Origin of the sequence: Halegenticoccus tardaugens (assembly GCF_004116405.1) — an archaeon.
GTDB lineage: Archaea > Halobacteriota > Halobacteria > Halobacteriales > Haloferacaceae > Halegenticoccus > Halegenticoccus tardaugens.
Map to the genome: position 1 here is coordinate 265,895 of NZ_SDIC01000007.1, position 16,500 is coordinate 282,394.

At 56.1% G+C, this 16,500-nt stretch carries 14 protein-coding genes; 12 read left to right on the forward strand and 2 right to left on the reverse strand.

Annotation, left to right across the window (positions count from 1 at the left end):
• Nucleotides 1-445 precede the first annotated feature (445 nt).
• From C3L37_RS18610 to C3L37_RS18640, 7 genes are all read left to right on the forward strand, one after another.
• A complete protein-coding gene (locus tag C3L37_RS18610) occupies nucleotides 446-1,498 on the forward strand; it encodes a TAXI family TRAP transporter solute-binding subunit (RefSeq protein ID WP_129116067.1) in 1,053 nt (350 codons plus the stop codon).
• A 112-nt stretch (nucleotides 1,499-1,610) separates the two neighbouring features.
• Nucleotides 1,611-3,602 (forward strand): TRAP transporter permease, encoded by a 1,992-nt coding sequence (locus tag C3L37_RS18615; RefSeq protein ID WP_129116068.1) that lies wholly within the window; start codon nucleotides 1,611-1,613, stop codon nucleotides 3,600-3,602.
• Between the two features lie 782 nt (nucleotides 3,603-4,384).
• On the forward strand, nucleotides 4,385-5,080 hold the full coding sequence (locus C3L37_RS18620) for a hypothetical protein (protein ID WP_129116069.1): 696 nt from the start codon (nucleotides 4,385-4,387) through the stop codon (nucleotides 5,078-5,080).
• A complete protein-coding gene (locus C3L37_RS18625) occupies nucleotides 5,067-5,342 on the forward strand; it encodes a hypothetical protein (protein WP_129116070.1) in 276 nt (91 codons plus the stop codon). The genes C3L37_RS18620 and C3L37_RS18625 overlap by 14 nt, the downstream gene beginning before the upstream one ends.
• A 3-nt stretch (nucleotides 5,343-5,345) precedes the next feature.
• On the forward strand, nucleotides 5,346-7,463 hold the full coding sequence (locus tag C3L37_RS18630) for a type B DNA-directed DNA polymerase (protein ID WP_129116071.1): 2,118 nt from the start codon (nucleotides 5,346-5,348) through the stop codon (nucleotides 7,461-7,463).
• A 545-nt stretch (nucleotides 7,464-8,008) separates the two neighbouring features.
• Nucleotides 8,009-8,356, forward strand: a complete 348-nt coding sequence (locus tag C3L37_RS18635) for a FaeA/PapI family transcriptional regulator (RefSeq protein ID WP_129116072.1) — start codon at nucleotides 8,009-8,011, stop codon at nucleotides 8,354-8,356.
• Nucleotides 8,357-8,373: 17 nt separating this feature from the next.
• A complete protein-coding gene (locus tag C3L37_RS18640; RefSeq protein ID WP_129116073.1) occupies nucleotides 8,374-8,835 on the forward strand; it encodes a type II toxin-antitoxin system VapC family toxin in 462 nt (153 codons plus the stop codon).
• On the opposite strand, the gene C3L37_RS18645 is transcribed toward C3L37_RS18640, so the two are convergent.
• Both C3L37_RS18645 and C3L37_RS18650 read right to left on the reverse strand, forming a co-directional pair.
• Complete coding sequence (locus tag C3L37_RS18645) at nucleotides 8,792-9,139, reverse strand: hypothetical protein (RefSeq protein WP_129116074.1); 348 nt, start codon at nucleotides 9,137-9,139, stop codon at nucleotides 8,792-8,794. The genes C3L37_RS18640 and C3L37_RS18645 overlap by 44 nt on opposite strands.
• A 56-nt stretch (nucleotides 9,140-9,195) precedes the next feature.
• Nucleotides 9,196-9,486, reverse strand: a complete 291-nt coding sequence (locus C3L37_RS18650; RefSeq protein ID WP_129116075.1) for a hypothetical protein — start codon at nucleotides 9,484-9,486, stop codon at nucleotides 9,196-9,198.
• A 117-nt stretch (nucleotides 9,487-9,603) separates the two neighbouring features.
• Here C3L37_RS18650 and C3L37_RS18655 point away from each other — a divergent pair, with 117 nt between their 5' ends.
• The 5 genes from C3L37_RS18655 (at nucleotide 9,604) to C3L37_RS18675 (ending at nucleotide 16,498) form a co-directional block, all read left to right on the forward strand.
• A complete protein-coding gene (locus tag C3L37_RS18655) occupies nucleotides 9,604-10,068 on the forward strand; it encodes a hypothetical protein (protein ID WP_129116076.1) in 465 nt (154 codons plus the stop codon).
• 106 nt (nucleotides 10,069-10,174) lie between these two features.
• Nucleotides 10,175-12,103: a hypothetical protein gene (locus C3L37_RS18660; RefSeq protein ID WP_129116077.1), complete on the forward strand. Its 1,929-nt coding sequence runs from the start codon at nucleotides 10,175-10,177 to the stop codon at nucleotides 12,101-12,103.
• Nucleotides 12,104-12,105: 2 nt separating this feature from the next.
• On the forward strand, nucleotides 12,106-13,269 hold the full coding sequence (locus C3L37_RS18665; RefSeq protein ID WP_129116078.1) for a hypothetical protein: 1,164 nt from the start codon (nucleotides 12,106-12,108) through the stop codon (nucleotides 13,267-13,269).
• 5 nt (nucleotides 13,270-13,274) lie between these two features.
• A complete protein-coding gene (locus C3L37_RS18670) occupies nucleotides 13,275-15,350 on the forward strand; it encodes a VirB4 family type IV secretion system protein (RefSeq protein WP_228546346.1) in 2,076 nt (691 codons plus the stop codon).
• Nucleotides 15,347-16,498 (forward strand): hypothetical protein, encoded by a 1,152-nt coding sequence (locus tag C3L37_RS18675; protein WP_129116079.1) that lies wholly within the window; start codon nucleotides 15,347-15,349, stop codon nucleotides 16,496-16,498. Before C3L37_RS18670 ends, C3L37_RS18675 begins: the two co-directional genes overlap by 4 nt.
• Nucleotides 16,499-16,500 lie beyond the last annotated feature (2 nt).

Below are 16,500 nucleotides of genomic sequence, written 5' to 3' on the forward strand. Positions count from 1 at the left end.
ACTGTTTAGGCCGGGGTTTCCCACACGGACAGTCTTTGGTGCGTTAAGAATCTCGGGTTTGCATCCTATCGTGATACGGGCCGTGCAGCGCGGCCATTACCCCTACCCGTCTCGCAACACCGCTACATTAGCATTCGAGGCCAGCGGTTGGCTCATTGCGACGATCCCACGTTATGCGTACACCGTCGAACGCCGTGATGTGAACAAATCGAGATCCGGGCTGCTGTTCCTCTGGGCCGACACACAACTACCGATAATTGAATTGACGTTCACGTATGCTATTGCAATAGTCACACTTGTATGAGGAACCAAGATAAAATACGTTCCCGGTGTGGTATGAAATAGAACAATCGTTAAAGATACACATCAAATATTTTATAATACACCTCATCAAAATAATCGGTAAGTTTATTATGCAATTCGTTAGTTCTACCTATGTGAGAGAATGACAGACAATTCCATCCATCCATCCACACAGGGGATACCACGTCGTCATATTCTGAAAGCAGGTATCGGTCTCGGAATCACCGGATTAGGTGGCTGCCTCGGGGGCAGCGGAGGTAATGGAGGCACTTCAATGCTCACTATTGGTGCTTCTTCGGACGGCTCCGCGTCGTACGCCTCCATGCAAGCGCTTCAGCGGTCTTTATCGAATCATAGCGACTCAGTGAATTTCAGCGTCACGGCACCTGGTGGTGATCCGGAAAGCATTCGTGCATACGATAACGATGAATTAGACGGCTACACTGCGGGGAATTTCATTTTCAAGCAGGCTGTCGACAAGGGAGAGCCATTCAGCGGACAAGCTGTTGAGAACTTCCCATATCTTGGTTTTTCATACTTGTCCCTTCACATGCATTGGTTAGCAGTAGAGGGAGTGAATGTTAACTCAATCGAAGAAGCGGTGGAAAAGGATCTAAACATTTGGGTGGGCCCACCTGGCTGGGGTCTCAGAACACTCTGCGTCAACATAATGGAAGAAGCTGGTTTAGGAGATATAAAAAATACGGTAGATGTGTCTGCCGAAGACGTGGCCTCCCAGATAGACGAGGGTCGCATTGATGTGTTCTTTGCGTACGGAACTAATGGCCGGAGTCTCCCCAGTTGGATGGTGGAGGTCGACTCCCGAGCAAGCGTCCACGCGTTGAAAATGAGTGATGATTACGTCACTGCCATTAAAAACTCAGAGGCAGGATTCGCTGAAGTAGAACCCTATGGGTATAAGCAGGATATTGGAATGGATCAATATCAAGCTTGGACAGACGACTATAATACATATTTCTCACCGGACGTTCCAGCCAAAGCGGTTAAAGAAGTCTTACAAACTACCCATAAGCATTGGAAGGAAGCACGAGAATCGGACTCAAATTATATGGATCACTCTGATCCTAAAAGTTTAACTGAGTATTATCACACAAATACTCCAGTTCACCCTGGCGCAGCAGACTTCCTCAAGGAGAATAACGCTTGGAATGATTCATGGAAACGCGGAGAGTAGTCGATCGAGACTTCTCGAGCGCCTGGGAACATGAATGCTAAACTAATCGTAGACAAATCAGAATATAGATGATAGTACTAAAGAAACACAGTATTTCAGTAATGATCTAATGATGACACAAAACGATAAAATCGTTAAAAATAATATAACTAGCGGTTTAGTTATATTGGCTACACTTTCTTGGGGGGTGACTCTTTGGTTCGCATATACCCAAGGAATGCCCCAGGCGAGATACGGAATTTTATTCATGGGATTTATGATCCTAATAGCTGTTCTTAGTGAGACAGAAGAAGCTCTTGAAGAGAACAATTTTATTTCTCTTGGATTATTAATCATTGCTGGGATCGGTGGTGTTATTGCGACGGTATACATGTTGATACATTATGAGGCGCTGATTTATACTCGAGTGGGCTTCGCGTTTCAGTATGAATACGTTCTTGCAGCCATACTTGTTTATTCAATATTATATTTAACATACAAATCGTATGGCGCCATTTTTGTCAGTGTTGTTGTACTCGCAATCATATATGGATATGCCGGGAACTATTTCCCTGGAATCCTGCGCCACGGGGGGTTCAGTCTTAACAGACTCCTCTTAATCCTCGTACTTGATGTTGAAGGCTTCTTTGGATCGATCCACCGTATTATGGCATCAGAAGTGGCCTTGTTTTTGTTGTATGCTGGTCTGATGCGTGGCTACGGTGCCTTCGATCTCATTTTGCGTATCGCGCTGCGTTCCGTAAGGTACATCAAATCTGGTGTCGGGCAATCAGCCGTCACTGCAAGTATCATCATTGGATCAATTACCGGGAGTCAAGCGGCTAACACTGCAATCACCGGATCGTTCACTATTCCACTGATGAAGGAGCATGGAATGAGATCTGACACCGCAGGGGGGATCGAATCGGTCGCCTCCTCGGGCGGACAGATCATGCCACCTGTGATGGGTGCCGCAGCATTCGTGATGGCGTCAATCTTGGGAACGACTTATCTGACAGTCGCAATCGCAGGGATCATCCCTGCAATGATTTTCTATATTTCTGTAGTCATCGCTGTCCACTACACTACAATGCAACAGATTGACGGGGTCGTAGACATCAATATGGGTGACTATCTTGACGAGACGAAATCCAAACAGGAGCTTTTAGTTCAGTCTGTTCGATTCGTCATTCCGTTCATTGTGCTGGTGTATACACTTGGCGTTTTGCAGTGGTCGGCTATGTCTGCAGGTTTGTGGACAGTCGTAACAATGATCCTTACTGGGTTCGGCTTTCCCCTCGTTAAACAGGCTTTCGAAGACGTCGATGAAATCCCTAGCCAGAGCCGAGAGATCGTTAGCCAGACGATAGCGGGATTAAAGTATGGCGCAGTCACACTCGCACCAATCGTTATCATTGTTGCCTCAGTAAACGGAATTGTCGATATTCTCACCCAGACTGGGCTGCCTGGGATACTGTCACTCATAGTGATTGACCTTGCGGGCGGGAATATGACGCTTACCGTTATTCTGGCGATGGGTGTCTGTATTCTACTCGGACTTGGGATGCCGACTGTCGCTGCATACATCGTTGTAGCCTTCCTCATCGCGCCTACTCTCATTAGCCAATTCCTCGTTCCCGAAATGGCTGCACACTATTTTGTGTTTTACTCCGCGATTCTTTCTGGCCTTACACCCCCAATCGCCATTGCGGTAGTGGTTGCCACAGGAATAGCGGAGTCAAACTTTTGGAAGACGTGTGTTGAGGCATTGAAAATATCGGCAGTATTATTCATACTTCCGATTGCATTTATCTATAATCCAGAGCTCGTCGTCGGCGGATTCACCTTTGAAACCCTTGTTTCGGCTGCCATTGCCCTCATGGGTGCTCTCGGTGTCGTACACGGGTTGAACACAGGATCCATAGGAATGAATCTGCCGTTCACGCTCCTGATTCGGGCTCTCTTCTTAGCCCTAGGCACACTCGGGATTGTTTTCCCCAGTCTCTCAGTCCGAATTGGGGCTCTTATAGGAATACTTGTCTTGTATGTCTTCCAAAGTCGGAATCCATTTGCCACACAGTCTCCCTCGTCTGACACTTCACCTACTAGTAAATTTGATAACTAATACACTCTGTTGAGCTAAATCTACTTCCCGTCGATCGTACTCATCGGATGAACTAACCAATACGTCGAGCGGCTCGAAATGTGTTACTGAAGTCGAAGAATCCCTTTCGGTGATGGCATGAGGCGATAGCAATCCAAGTACAAACGTTTGGTCGACTTGGACGTCAGGTGCTTCTCCATGTAGGAAAGCGGCGGTAGGGACGATGGTCGAAAACCGCCAAGGTGGACGATTCTACCGTCGGATTCATGGCCAATTATTCTCACATGCCTGTTTACGGGTGTTAACTGGGAATGCACCGTAATCTCTTTTGCGACATCTGGACAAGGTAGATTGTCAGGATACTTGTCCTTCGTTTTCGAGGTGTGATCCCCACATTCACGAGTATCGCGTCGCTGATGGGGCCCATAACTACGTCTCGGAAAAGGGATAAAGAGGAGGGATTCTCTCGATCAACCTCTTTGTGTCTTCTCGTTCTAGCTGTGAAAAGAGATTTGAGGCTCAAAAATAGTTGTACAGGATCTAAAGTCATCTACAACCTCTTTGTTTGTTCCCGCCCGGTAGTCGCTTCTGAAATGCGCTCCCAAACAGTCGAGAGGACAAACTTACCAAAGATCCGTTGCGTCGCGACTCCGTGTAGCGGCTTTCGGAAACCCATTTCGGAAACCGAGTGAAAGAGCAAAAAATCGCCCGACTGGGCGACAAAGTCCCATCGCTGAGACGGATTTCGGAAGTATTGGAACTGACACGCTGAGGCTTATTCTACACTCCGTTGTGGTCCGACCATGGAATCGACGACTGATCACCCACCGATCCCCGAGTTACCGGCACTCGAACCTGGTCTTCAACTCCTCAAAGCCGAATCATACTCACTTGGGCCATTACACACACTTGTAGTCGATCACGCCTCGCTCAACAGTGGTCGAGCTTACTGGGTGGATACCCACAGCCATGCCCATACCAACCCTCTCGCCCAACTCGCTCCAGATCGCCGCGTGTGTGAGCGGATTCAGGTCGCGCGCGCCTTTACACCGTTCCAACACACCGCCTTAGCGGAGGCTCTCGCCGAGACGGTCAATACTGATACATCACTGCTCGTCCTGCCAGCACTGGATGGCATGTACAGAGATGACTCACTGCGAGCCACCGAGGGGACCGACATGCTCGTGCGGGTGCTCGCTAGTCTCGCAGGAGTCGCTCGCAAGTATAACCTGCCGGTGCTCGTCACGCGGAGTCAAAAAGACGAGTTCTCGGAACCGATTGAGACAGCAGCCACCGAGATCATCGAATGCGAACAAACGCAATTTGGCCCACGGTTCGTCGCGGACTCGTTCGAAACGCTCGTCTATCCGGTTAGCGGCGGTCACCTCCAGACAACGCTTGCATTCTGGGAGCGTATCCTCCAAGCGAGACAACCGTTGTACGAAACGGCCCAGACTGGACCGCAGACGCCGGGGGTGATCGCGAATGGGTCGAACTAACCCGACGTACCGAGACACCATTCGCTCCCTTGAACACGAGTGGGCAGCTTACCGACGCGGGCTTCGTCGCGAAGACCAACAGCGATTCGACCAGCTATTCGAGTACATCCGAGCACACGCAGACGCCAGTGGCTATCTGAACCACACGAATCCGTTCTATCCAGCGATGATGTCGATCGCGCTCGCTCACGAACGTCGACTCGATACCCTTGAAAGACGACTCGAACAGCTCGAAGCAACAGACAGTTGCGAGGAGGAGTGAGCGATGGTCTACAAAATCGACTACCTCGACGATGTGTACGAGTGGTCGCTTACCTCAGACGGTCCTGAATACAGACATGTAACCGACTACACGCCGACGCTGTACGCAGTATACGATGGCCAGGGTGAGGATGGACTCGCTGCTCTCCGTGCTCGACTCACATCTTCTCCACGAGTTAATTCGCTCTGCATCGAACAGTGGCGACGGGGATTCCGCCACGACCACGAAGATGTACTCACAATCGAAGTCGCCGACCTAGATGCAGTACTTCCGATTGCACACCAGATTCGCAAGCTCGGACGACCGGGCGAGTACAAGTGCTTCAATGTCGACTTCTCGCGCGAATTCCGCTATTGCCTTGAGAACGATCTCGATCCGACTCCAGCACAGACTCCATCGACACTCTCGATCGAGGTCGAGTCCGTTGAATTAGCGAACCCTCCGATCACGGAACTCACGATCGACGATGAGACAGTAAGCGGCTCACCGACAGCCATCCTGCACGCTGTTCAGCATCGAATTGAACGAGCAGATCCGGACGTGCTGGTCCTCTCGTCGAGTGAACTCATTCCGACTCTGTACGAGACCGCCGATGCACATGAGATGGATCTCCAATTCGGACGCCTACCCGGCTGGCAACAGTTAGCCTCGAAATCGACCTACGAAAGCTACGGGAACGTCGGCCACTCGCCCGCGCGATACAACATCCCCGGTCGGGCGATCGTCGACAAATCGAATACGTTCTTCTTCGCTCAGTCGGGGTTGGACGGCTGTCTTGACATGGTCCGACGCTCAGGCAAACCAGTGCAAGAAGTCGCGTGGGCGTCGATCGGCAACGTGCTCACGGCAATCCAGATCCGCGAAGCTCGTGAGCGGGATGTACTCGTCCCATGGAACTCCTGGCGTCACGAGTTCTTCAAACCACTCACAACGCTCGATGACGCCGATCGGGGCGGATTCACCTTCTCGCCGGAGGTGGGCTTTCACGAAGACGTTCACGAGCTCGACTTTTCAAGCTTGTATCCGAACATCATCTGCGAGTTCAACATCAGCTCCGAAACGATCCGCTGTGAGTGCCATGCAGACCGTGAGGATGTCCCCGGGCTCGGCTACTCAATTTGCGATGAGCGGGGGTATCTCGTTGACGTGCTCCAGCCGCTGATCGATGCCCGCGACGCGTTCAAGCAAGAGATCCGTGAGACAGATGATTCTGAGTGGGCCACAACCCTGCAAGCCCGGTCAGATGCAATCAAGTGGATCTTGGTGAGCTGCTTTGGGTATCAAGGCTTTTCGAACGCGAAGTTCGGTCGGATTGAGTGCCACGAAGCGATCAACGCCTACGCCAGGGAGATCCTTCTCGACGCAAAGGAGGTATTCGAGGCGAATGGATGGCGTTTGGTTCACGGGATCGTCGATAGTCTATGGGTGACCGCAATCAACGATGAAGAGCAAACGCCATTGGAGGAGCTAGCTAGTGCGATTACTGACCGTGTGGGTATTCGGCTTGAGTATGAGACAGCGTTCGAGTGGGTAGCGTTCGTCCCGCTGCGCGATAGCGAGCAAGGCGCGCTCACCAAGTACTTCGGAAAGGTTGCAGGGACAGGCAGCGAAGATTCGGAGTATAAATATCGGGGGATCGAGTGCCGACAACGTTCGACACCGGCATGGATTGCAGATGTCCAGCGGGAGTTGATCGAGACGTTGGATCAGTATCGGTCGCCAGAAGCGGTATGTGATCGATTGGATCGGCGTTTAGCTGAACTTCGTGATGGTCAGGTTGATCCGCAGAAGCTTGCGATCGACAATCGAGCGTCGAAGCACGTGGAAGAGTATCAGCAGTACACGCGGACGGTTGCAGCGCTTGAACGGGCCGACGACGTGGGATTAGATCCGCAGCCTGGCCAAGACGTCTCCTACGTTGTCATTGATGATTCGAAGCGCTCCCGCGACCGCGTTGCGCTTGCGCATGAATTACCAGAGGGGTATGATGTGGAGTTTTATGTTGAGCAGTTGCTTCGAGCGGCAGAAAGTGTCTGTTCGCCGCTTGGCTGGCGTCGTGACGAAATTGCAGAGTACTTAGCGGAGCGGACGACGCTGACGCTGTCAGCGTTCCACTCGTGATGAGTGTCTCGCCGAGGTCGTCGGATGACTTCTAGTGGCGACAGAGGAGGCTGGAGCATAGGATACGAGGTGGTGTGTTATCTCCTCTGCCACCTAGACTATCGTCTTCTGAAGAATTATCTATTTCGGACAAGTAACCCGCATCCCAAGTAGTTGTCCCGTGAATCGGCGTCGATCGGGTGCGCCGTTTCAGTACTCCTTACAGTGCAGTCGTCGGTGAGAAACGCGCGGTCGATCGCTTCCATGCTGCAGCGCTCACAGCGGTAGTATTCGTGGTCCGGCGTGCCGACGCGGTCGGTGCCAACGCGGGGGCCGGTGAGTCGGTCAGCGCGCGGTTCAGTACTTTCATGCTTCTGGGCTGTATTTTCACTCATGGTCTTCCAGGTTCCCTTGAGAAGGCCAGTCCGGGTGTGTCCGCACCCGGGCGTTCTTACGCCCTGAGTGACTGGTCCTTCTCACCTATTGCTACGAGGCAATCAGTAATAAAGGTATCCCTCTTGTCTCGTAGCCATACGCTTAACTTCCCCTATCTCGTACATCCAAATATGAGCCGAGAACGGAACGAGCACGGACAGTGGGTCGAGAAAATCACCCCTGACCGTGTCTTGGACGTAATCCGCGAGCATGACGCCCCGTTCGTGACAACGAGAGATATCGCGGAGGCACTCGATTGTACGACGGAAGCGGCGCGGCAGAAACTCATGCAGCTGCACGACGAGGGCGCGATCGACCGGCGAAAGGTTGGGGGGCGTGCGGTCGTGTGGTGGCTCGTCGAGGAGACGGTCGCCCACGACGTTGATCCCTCGGACCCGTTTTTCTCCGCTGATACCTATACAACCGACGGGCCGACCGACGCCTCCGAGCGGGTCGATGAGTTACTGTATGAGCGCTAATCCGGCGGTGTGGCGCGATGGGGTCCACTTCTCACCGCCCGCTGTTCATCGATACAAGTGCGTTCTATGCGCGGTTCGTCGAGAACGACCACTATCACGAGAGTGCACGGCGAGTATTCCGCGAGATCCAAACGGGGGACGCACCGTTCGGCCGGCTCTTCACAAGCCGCTACATCCTCACGGAACTGGTGGGGTTGATGTTGCGGCAAGGCCTTTCGCACGCGGAGATCTCTGAAGCACTCTCAGCGATTCGTGGCTCGCGCTCATTCACGATCCTCCCTGTAGGCGAGCACATCTTCTCGGTCGCGTGCCGGCAGTTCCACAGCTATGACGACCAACGAATCTCTCTCGTCGACCACCTGACCGCGTGCCTTGCGTCCGAGTACGACATCAACGATATCTTCTCATTCGATAGTGACTTCGAAACGCTCGGACTCACCACTGTTCCTCGACAGTGGACGTCGCGCTTGCCCCAATGAACCACGTATCGTTATCTAAAATATACAGATAGGTCTCCTTGCGCAGCCGCTTCTCCCCGTCACAGACGGAAAAACCACGATTTGAGCCGTCGAAGCCGTGCGTGCGGACGTGCAGGCCGTCGACGGTGGTGTTCGATCCGCTCACGACGAGCCCGCCCGTCTCGGCGTGCAGGTCGATATCGACGTTTTCGATTCGAGCGCCGTCCGTCGGCGTGAGCACGGTCGCGTCGTAGCCGTTCGGTTGGTTTAGCACGATACGTGAATACCGGAGGATCGGCGCGCCTTCGTTGAGGTAGACGGCCAACGCACGACATCGTGCGGGGATCGACCGTCACAAGTGCCGAAGAAACGAATCAGGTGTTAATCGGACTGATCGTCCAGACGCTCTTTGAGGTCCTCGACGGTCTCTTGGAGGTCTTGGATCTGTTGGTCGTGGCGTGCAAGTTGATCGCGGGGGACCTCAGAACAGACGTGTTCTTCGAGTTGGGTGGCGAGGTCGGGGCGATGCGTCCGGAGCAGCTGGGTATCTTCTTTCATGGCGTAGATTTTCTGTTCGATTCTGCCGAGTAGCGTCGACCTCGTCGCGGGATCGACGCTTTCGTCGTCGCGAATGACGTCTTTTTCGCGGTCGGTGAGGAGCGCTCGTGGCACATTTGTCCACTTAACATCGTCTATCATATTTGTCAGGGTTTTCTGGCGCGCCTTTAACAATATTGGCTTATATAAATATCCATAACGTATTTGTTAATGCGGTCAGACGAGATAGATATGGCTCAACCACCAAGCGCCATGGAAGAAACGGCGTCGACACGAGTGAAAGGGACAGTTGGCCGGTTACGGCCGGGTAACACTCGCGTGCGCGCGATATTCAATGTGTTTGTCGCGCAAGCACTGTTTTACAGTGTTGTTGTGGGGAACGCGCTCGCCCAACAGTCCGGGCCGGTCGTCATGCAGACGGGTGGTGTGTGCGGCACACCGATCGGCGACGCACTCAACGCAAGCGGCCCGCTCATCGTCGAGACAGTCATGATCGGCGGGTTCCTCGCTGGAGTTGTCGCCCACGCTGCGAGTGGCATCTACAAGAATCCCGAAAAGCGTGGCCGGATGAAAGACTGGCGCAACGGTGCACTCGCAGCGCTCGCTGGCGCGCCCATCGTTGCGTACCTCGTCGAAGAAGTCGTTGGGGCAATTGGCTGGGATCTGGCATCGTGCGTTAATCTCTTCCCGTTCTGACAGGGTCGAGACGACACTACTTCTTCATCTTCTCATGAGCCACACGACGACAACTAAGCAGGTTTCGAGGGGGCGCGTACACACATGTGCCGTTATCCTCGCTGTCGTGCTCGTCACGTTCGGCGCGCTCGCGCCCGCGCTCATCGCGACAGACGTCGTCGCCCAGAGTGCTGGCGATGATGACGACGATGAGACGACAGACGAGCCGGGAGACGACGGTGACTCGAACGAGACGACAGACGCTGTCCCCACGTCTAACGTGTCGGACTCGAACACGACGAACAGGTCGGGAACGATACGTGCACCCGAGAACGGCACGGTCATCGTCATGCCCGGCAATCAAAATCAGAGCCCGAACGGGACGGGCGCGGGGCCGTCGGGGCCGGGGAATTACGACGACGGGAACTCGTCGACCGACCAGATGAAGCGGGAGGTTTGCGGGTCGCCGTACTCGATGGACGGCGCGATTTGTCACGGTGGGATCGACGCAACGGGCGGCGTGCTCAACGCGACCGCGGGGCAGCTGCTCGACGGCATGCAGAACGCGGCTGAAGAAGTCATCACGGTCATGGTCAGTCGCCCCATCCCGATGGCGAACGGGTCGCCCGAAGTCATCAACGCGCCCACGAACGAACCGTTTCGAACGGGCTATCAGTTGTGGCTCAGCGCGACAGCGATTGCACTCGTAATCGCCGGTTTGTTCGCGATGTTCCTCACGTTCGGCTACGTCATGCCGCCGTGGATTATGACGGGCGCTCGTGCACGCGAGAAGTTGCACGAGTCGGCCTTCGCGTTCGTCGAGATCCTGCTCTCGTGGAGCTACGGCGCAGTCATGCTCGTGCTCATGAACGGCGTCGCAGCGTGGGCAGCGCCCTCGGGTGAAGAAATCCTTCCGAGTTTCGAAGCGATTGCTGCACAAGCGGTCGGGATTGGTATCACTGCGCTACTGCTGTACTGCGGCGTCGCGATCCTCGCGGTGCTCATCATCATCTGGTGGGGGCTGTCGTATCTCGCGCCGTTCGTGTTCCTACCAGCGTACCCGATGTTTCTCGCGCTCAGCATCCCCGACTTCTGGGCCTTCAAGCCCTTTGCGAAGCTCGGACAGACCCTGCAGGGGTATCTCCCCGCGAGCGCGATGATGCCCGTCCCGACTGCGATCGTACTGGGCTTCGGCTATCCGATGCTCAACGCGATACGGGGATCGATGGGCCAGTACTCGATGTTTGGCTTCGATCTATACATCGTACTCGTGCTCGTCATGTGGTACGTCGCGATCCTTCTCCCGCTCGCGCTGTTCGCGCCGTTCTCGCCGATGTCGATCGGTATGAGCGCACTCACGCTCGGCGCTGTCGGCTCTCGACTCGCGTCTCGCGGCGCTGCGGGCGCGTCGAGTACTGCTGCGAGCACGACGGGTGACCGCTCGTCGATGGGTGACGTCACAGCAGGGTCTGGGAGTGTCGATCCCGTCGACGGTTCGCCGTTCTCACGCGGGAACGGGTACGGCGGGTACGGCGGGGCTGTCGGAGCGGGTTCGGCCAGTGCATCGTCGCCGGGAGCACTCGGGGCGGGTACTGCTTCGACGGCGACTGCGTCGAGTCCGATCGGACTCGCGGGTGAGACGAGTACAGGTGCAAGTGCAGATGCGAGTTCGAATACGAGTACGAGTTCGAACACGAACACCGGTACGACCTTTGGGTCGGCCACGGGGTCGCCGATCGACGACGTCACGCACGTTGACTCGATGTCGTCACTCCCCGAGCAGAATTACCAACTCGGGCGTGTGAACAGCGCTGGTGAGTTCGACACAATCGCGGGAAAACACGGCACGGATTACGACTCGCTCTTCTGTGAGAAATCGATCTACACGCGTGTCTCTGACGCGCGTGAGTACGAAGACCAAGAAATCATCGCGCGCGGGGGCGACGACGGACAGTTTTACGACGTCGAAGACGCGGCGCGTCGAGAACAAGCAGTAACGCAGCAACATCAGGCGAGTCACCGCGAGAGCCGTGACGTCGTCGGAGGAACCAGATAACGATGAGCAACGACTCAGCATCTACATCGACCGAGCGCGGGCGTGAGCAGACCCACTCGCAGCAACAGGCGGCTCACAACTACACGAAGCTTCGCCGAATGATCTTAAAATCGATCGGCCCCGAAGACGAGTACATCGGCGCGGAGTTCGTGCCGAACTACGGCCTCTCTGACTTCGCGCTCTTTCTGCCAGCAGCGCTGCTCTCGGCGGTCGTCATCCGCTTCGCGAACTCGACGCGGGGCGTCATCATCTGGGCAGCCATCACGCTGGTGCTGGTCGGGGCGACGCTGCTGTTCATGTTTCTCGCGCCGTCGCACAGTACGCCCTTGAAGTGGACACTCTCGATTCTGAAGTTCAAATTTGGAGACAAACACATGACACTCGCTGACGACGACAACAGTCCGGCAGAACTGGTGAACGTGACGAAACTGTACCCCGACGACGGGGCGATGAAGCGGCGCGACTGGCACCTCGTTGCGGGGGTCAAAGTCGACCCCGCGAACATGGCACTCGCGAGCGATGCTGACTGGGACGATATGGCCCGCGACTTCGAACGCGGGCTCAACGGTATCGAGTTCCCGTTTCAAATCCACTCGTCGGGGCGGCCGATCGATCCCGACGAGATAACCGCGCCGTATCGCTCGCGGCTCGATGACCCAGACGTGAAGCGCAACCCGCGACTGAAGCGCATCATCAAGGTCTACAAAAGCCGTCTCCCCGGCGAGTTCGCTCGCCGGGGCACGAGTCTGCGCGAGTATTACGTGCTCGTCCCCGTCGGGACGACCGAAGCACGCCTCGGCGATACGGGTACTCGGTCGAAGCTTGCGAACGTCGACATCCCGTTCGTCGGTCGTGCGCTCGAAATCATCGGGCTTGCGAACTACGATATGAGCAATGAGGAAATCGAAGCAGAGCAGCTGCGCATTCTCACGAACCGCATCAACGACATCATCCAACTCATCTCGTCACTCGACGGGTGTCGGGCCGAAGTGCTCGACGCCGAAGAACTCGCTGACGCGATTGAAGAGTGCTGGTCGGGCGAACGCACGGCGTACACGAAAGGCGACGACACGGGGCGCATCTCGTATACGCCCGTCGTCACACTGCATCGCGGCGACAGAGACCAGTGCTACGCAGCGCAGCAAGAGGCAGCAGGAGAGGTGTGAGCGACATGAGCATCAATCGAGACACAATCACGAACGCGGTCGACACTATCAAAGAGAAAACGCCGTTCGTCTCGTCGAGCGACACCGACGACGAACCCGTCAGCGAAGAGTACGAGTCAGTCACGCACCACGCGCGGACGCTTGCGCCATCGAGTATCAAGTTCGAATCGGACGCGATACGCTCGGGCGAACGGTGGGCGAAAGTGCTGTTCATCGCGAACTGGCCCGAAGCGGCAAAGCCCGGCCTACTCGAACTCGTCACGACACACCCGAGTGCTGACGTCGACTTCGCACTGCACGCTGCGCCGATTTGCGCCGAACGTGCGGTTTCAAAGTTCGACGAAGCGGTACGCGAGCTGCAGACGACGAAGCGCCAAAAGCAGAAGAACAACGACCCGTCGATCGACGACACACTCCGACGACTCAAAGAGCACCGGCACGTGCTGAGCGACCTTCGGGAAGGAAAGACGAGCGTGCTCAACGTCTCGTGCTATCTGCTCGTTCGGGGCGACACGAAACGCGCCGTCGATTCGCTTACTCGCGAGTTGAAGAACGAACTGCAGAAGCGCCAGATGACCGCGAAGACGGTCGACTATCGACAGGGCGACGCGATGGTGAGCGTTTCGCCTATCGCGAAAGACGCCGTGAACGCGAAAGAACCGATGCTCTCGGGTGCAGTGGGAGCGCTCTTCCCGTTCAGCGCGGGGACGATAATCGAGAAACAGGGCATTCTCATCGGGTATCACGCGACGACTGATGCGCCGCTCATCGTCGATCGATTCGACTGCCCGAACGGGTACAACGTGCTCACAGCGGGCGAAATCGGCGCGGGGAAGTCATTCGGGTCGAAGCTCTTCATGCTTCGTCACGCGGCGAAAGCCCCCGACACGAAAATGGTGCTCATCGACCCACTCAACGGGTTCGACGAACTCGCGACGACACTCGGGGCAGAACGGGTCGTCATCGGCGGCAAGCGCGGGCTGAACCCGCTCAAAATCAATGCAACGCCACCGGACGTGCTCGCGAACACCCCCGACGACTTCGACCCGTTCGAAAACCGATTCGAGTCGGTGATGGGCTTCTTCGACGCGTTCTTCCGAACGATCGGCGGCGGGAATGCGGGGATGAGCAAGATCGAGCGTAACGTCATGGACCGGGCCATTCGCGAAGCGTATCGACGGAACGGTATCATGCCTGACGACCCGTCGACGCACGGGAACCCGAGTCCGACGCCGATCGACGTGCACTCGATCCTGGGCGAAGTCGCGGACGATGCGGGGCCGTTCATGCGACACTCGTCGTCGACAGCCCCGCCGACAGACCGCGAACTCGAACTCTGGGAGAACGCCGCCGCAGAGATGCGCTCGTCGATGCACTCGTTCTTGGGCGGGGAGTTCGCGAATCTCTCGGGTGAAGGCGACGGCGTCGACTTCGACAGCGACATCATTTACATCGACATGCAGCAGGGCGAAGGCCGACAGGGAACGTCTCTGATGCTACAACTCGTGCTCAACGAGGTGTACGAGCGCTCGAAAGAGTACGACGGGAACGTCATCGTCGCGATCGACGAATGCCATTACATGTTCGGCTCGTCGAAGGAGAGCGCCGACAGCGAGAAAGTCGGACAACTCGACTGGCTCGAAACGCGCGTTCGCCACTCGCGGCACTACAATCTCTCGATACACTTTATTACGCAAGAGGCGCAGGACTTCTTCATCCACCCGATGGCAGAAACAATCGCGAATCTCTGCGCACTCAAAGTGATCTTCCGATTGCCGAATCTCTCGCCAGCGGACGCCGACAAACTCAGGTTGACATCGCGGGAGGCGGACTTCGTCAGAAATGCACTCCCCGGCACGAAAGATCGCGGGTTCTCACACGCACTCCTCGAGGTCGAAGACGTCGGTAAATTCCCCGCGAAGGTCACAGCCCTCCCTGAAGAAGCAGCGCTCATCGACGACGACATGCGCCCCGACGAGATGCACGAGCAGCTGCATGCTGACGCGAACATGAATTCAGATGCAGACGCAGACGTGGGCGAGACACACGAAGCAGTCGCCGACGGAGGTGCCGACCGATGACGCTACTCTACGAACAGATCGAAGCGACGTCCGAGTACACGCATCGAGACGCGTATCACAAACTACGCGGACTCGACATCGCGCGTGACGTCGAGTACTGGGAACACGAACGAGAGATGGCAGGCCAACCACCGTCGAAATATGACTATGTCGACGGGATTCACACGACCGTCGCGGTGAACAACTCGTTCTGCGAAGTCTGCGACAGACAAGCGGATTTCGGCCTCGGCGACCGTTTTCTAACATCTGACCGACTCTGGCCGAACGACTGGTCGCGAGAGCACCACTTCGCGCGCTGCACCGAATGCGCCCGCAAGTACGGGTCTGCTGACTGTCGCCGACGCGTGTACGCAAAGCGACGCAACGACCGAGACGAACCATCGCGTCGAGACATCATCACGGACGCACTGAACGACCCCGTACTTCCGCTGTTCACGATGCGCATCGCACTCGCGACGGCCGTCGTACTCGCGTTATCACTCGTCGCACTCGGCAGTCTGTCGCTCATCGCCCCGAGTCTCGCACAGGCGATAGTGAACGGGCTTGTCGCAGGCTTCACAGACGCCGAGACGCTGTCGATGCTCTCGTGGGTCGCAGCATCCGGTGTCGCAGTGCTGTACGTCGAGTTCCTGCGCAAGCAAGACGACGTCGACCCGTCGGGTGCGCGCGACGGGTGGAAACGCTCGTGGATTCACGTCGGTGCAGCGGGCGCTCTCGCGCTCGTGGGCGCATCCCTCACCGCAACGGACACTGACACGCTCTGGTTCATCGGAGCGGCGCTCTGGGCGTCAGGGAGCGCGACAGCAGCGTTCGGAATCGAACGTGCGCGAAAATCTGATGACTCGCGAACGATCTGGTATCCCGATCGAGTACTCTGGACAGGCGGGCTACGCGTCGCGACGCTGTTCGGACTGGTGGCACTCGTCGCAGGCGTCCCGTCGTGGATGCCCGACACGGGGGGCGTGCTCTTACTGCTGCCCTCGCCACTGCTCGCGCTGACGTTCGTGCAGCATCACATTCAACACGACACGAGGTTGCAGATGCGCATCTGGGACCGACTGACGCGCAGCATCGTCGCACTCCCACTCGCGGCGATGACGATTCGAACGGTGACCAACACGCTGCGCGACAACGACGGGAGGAAATGACG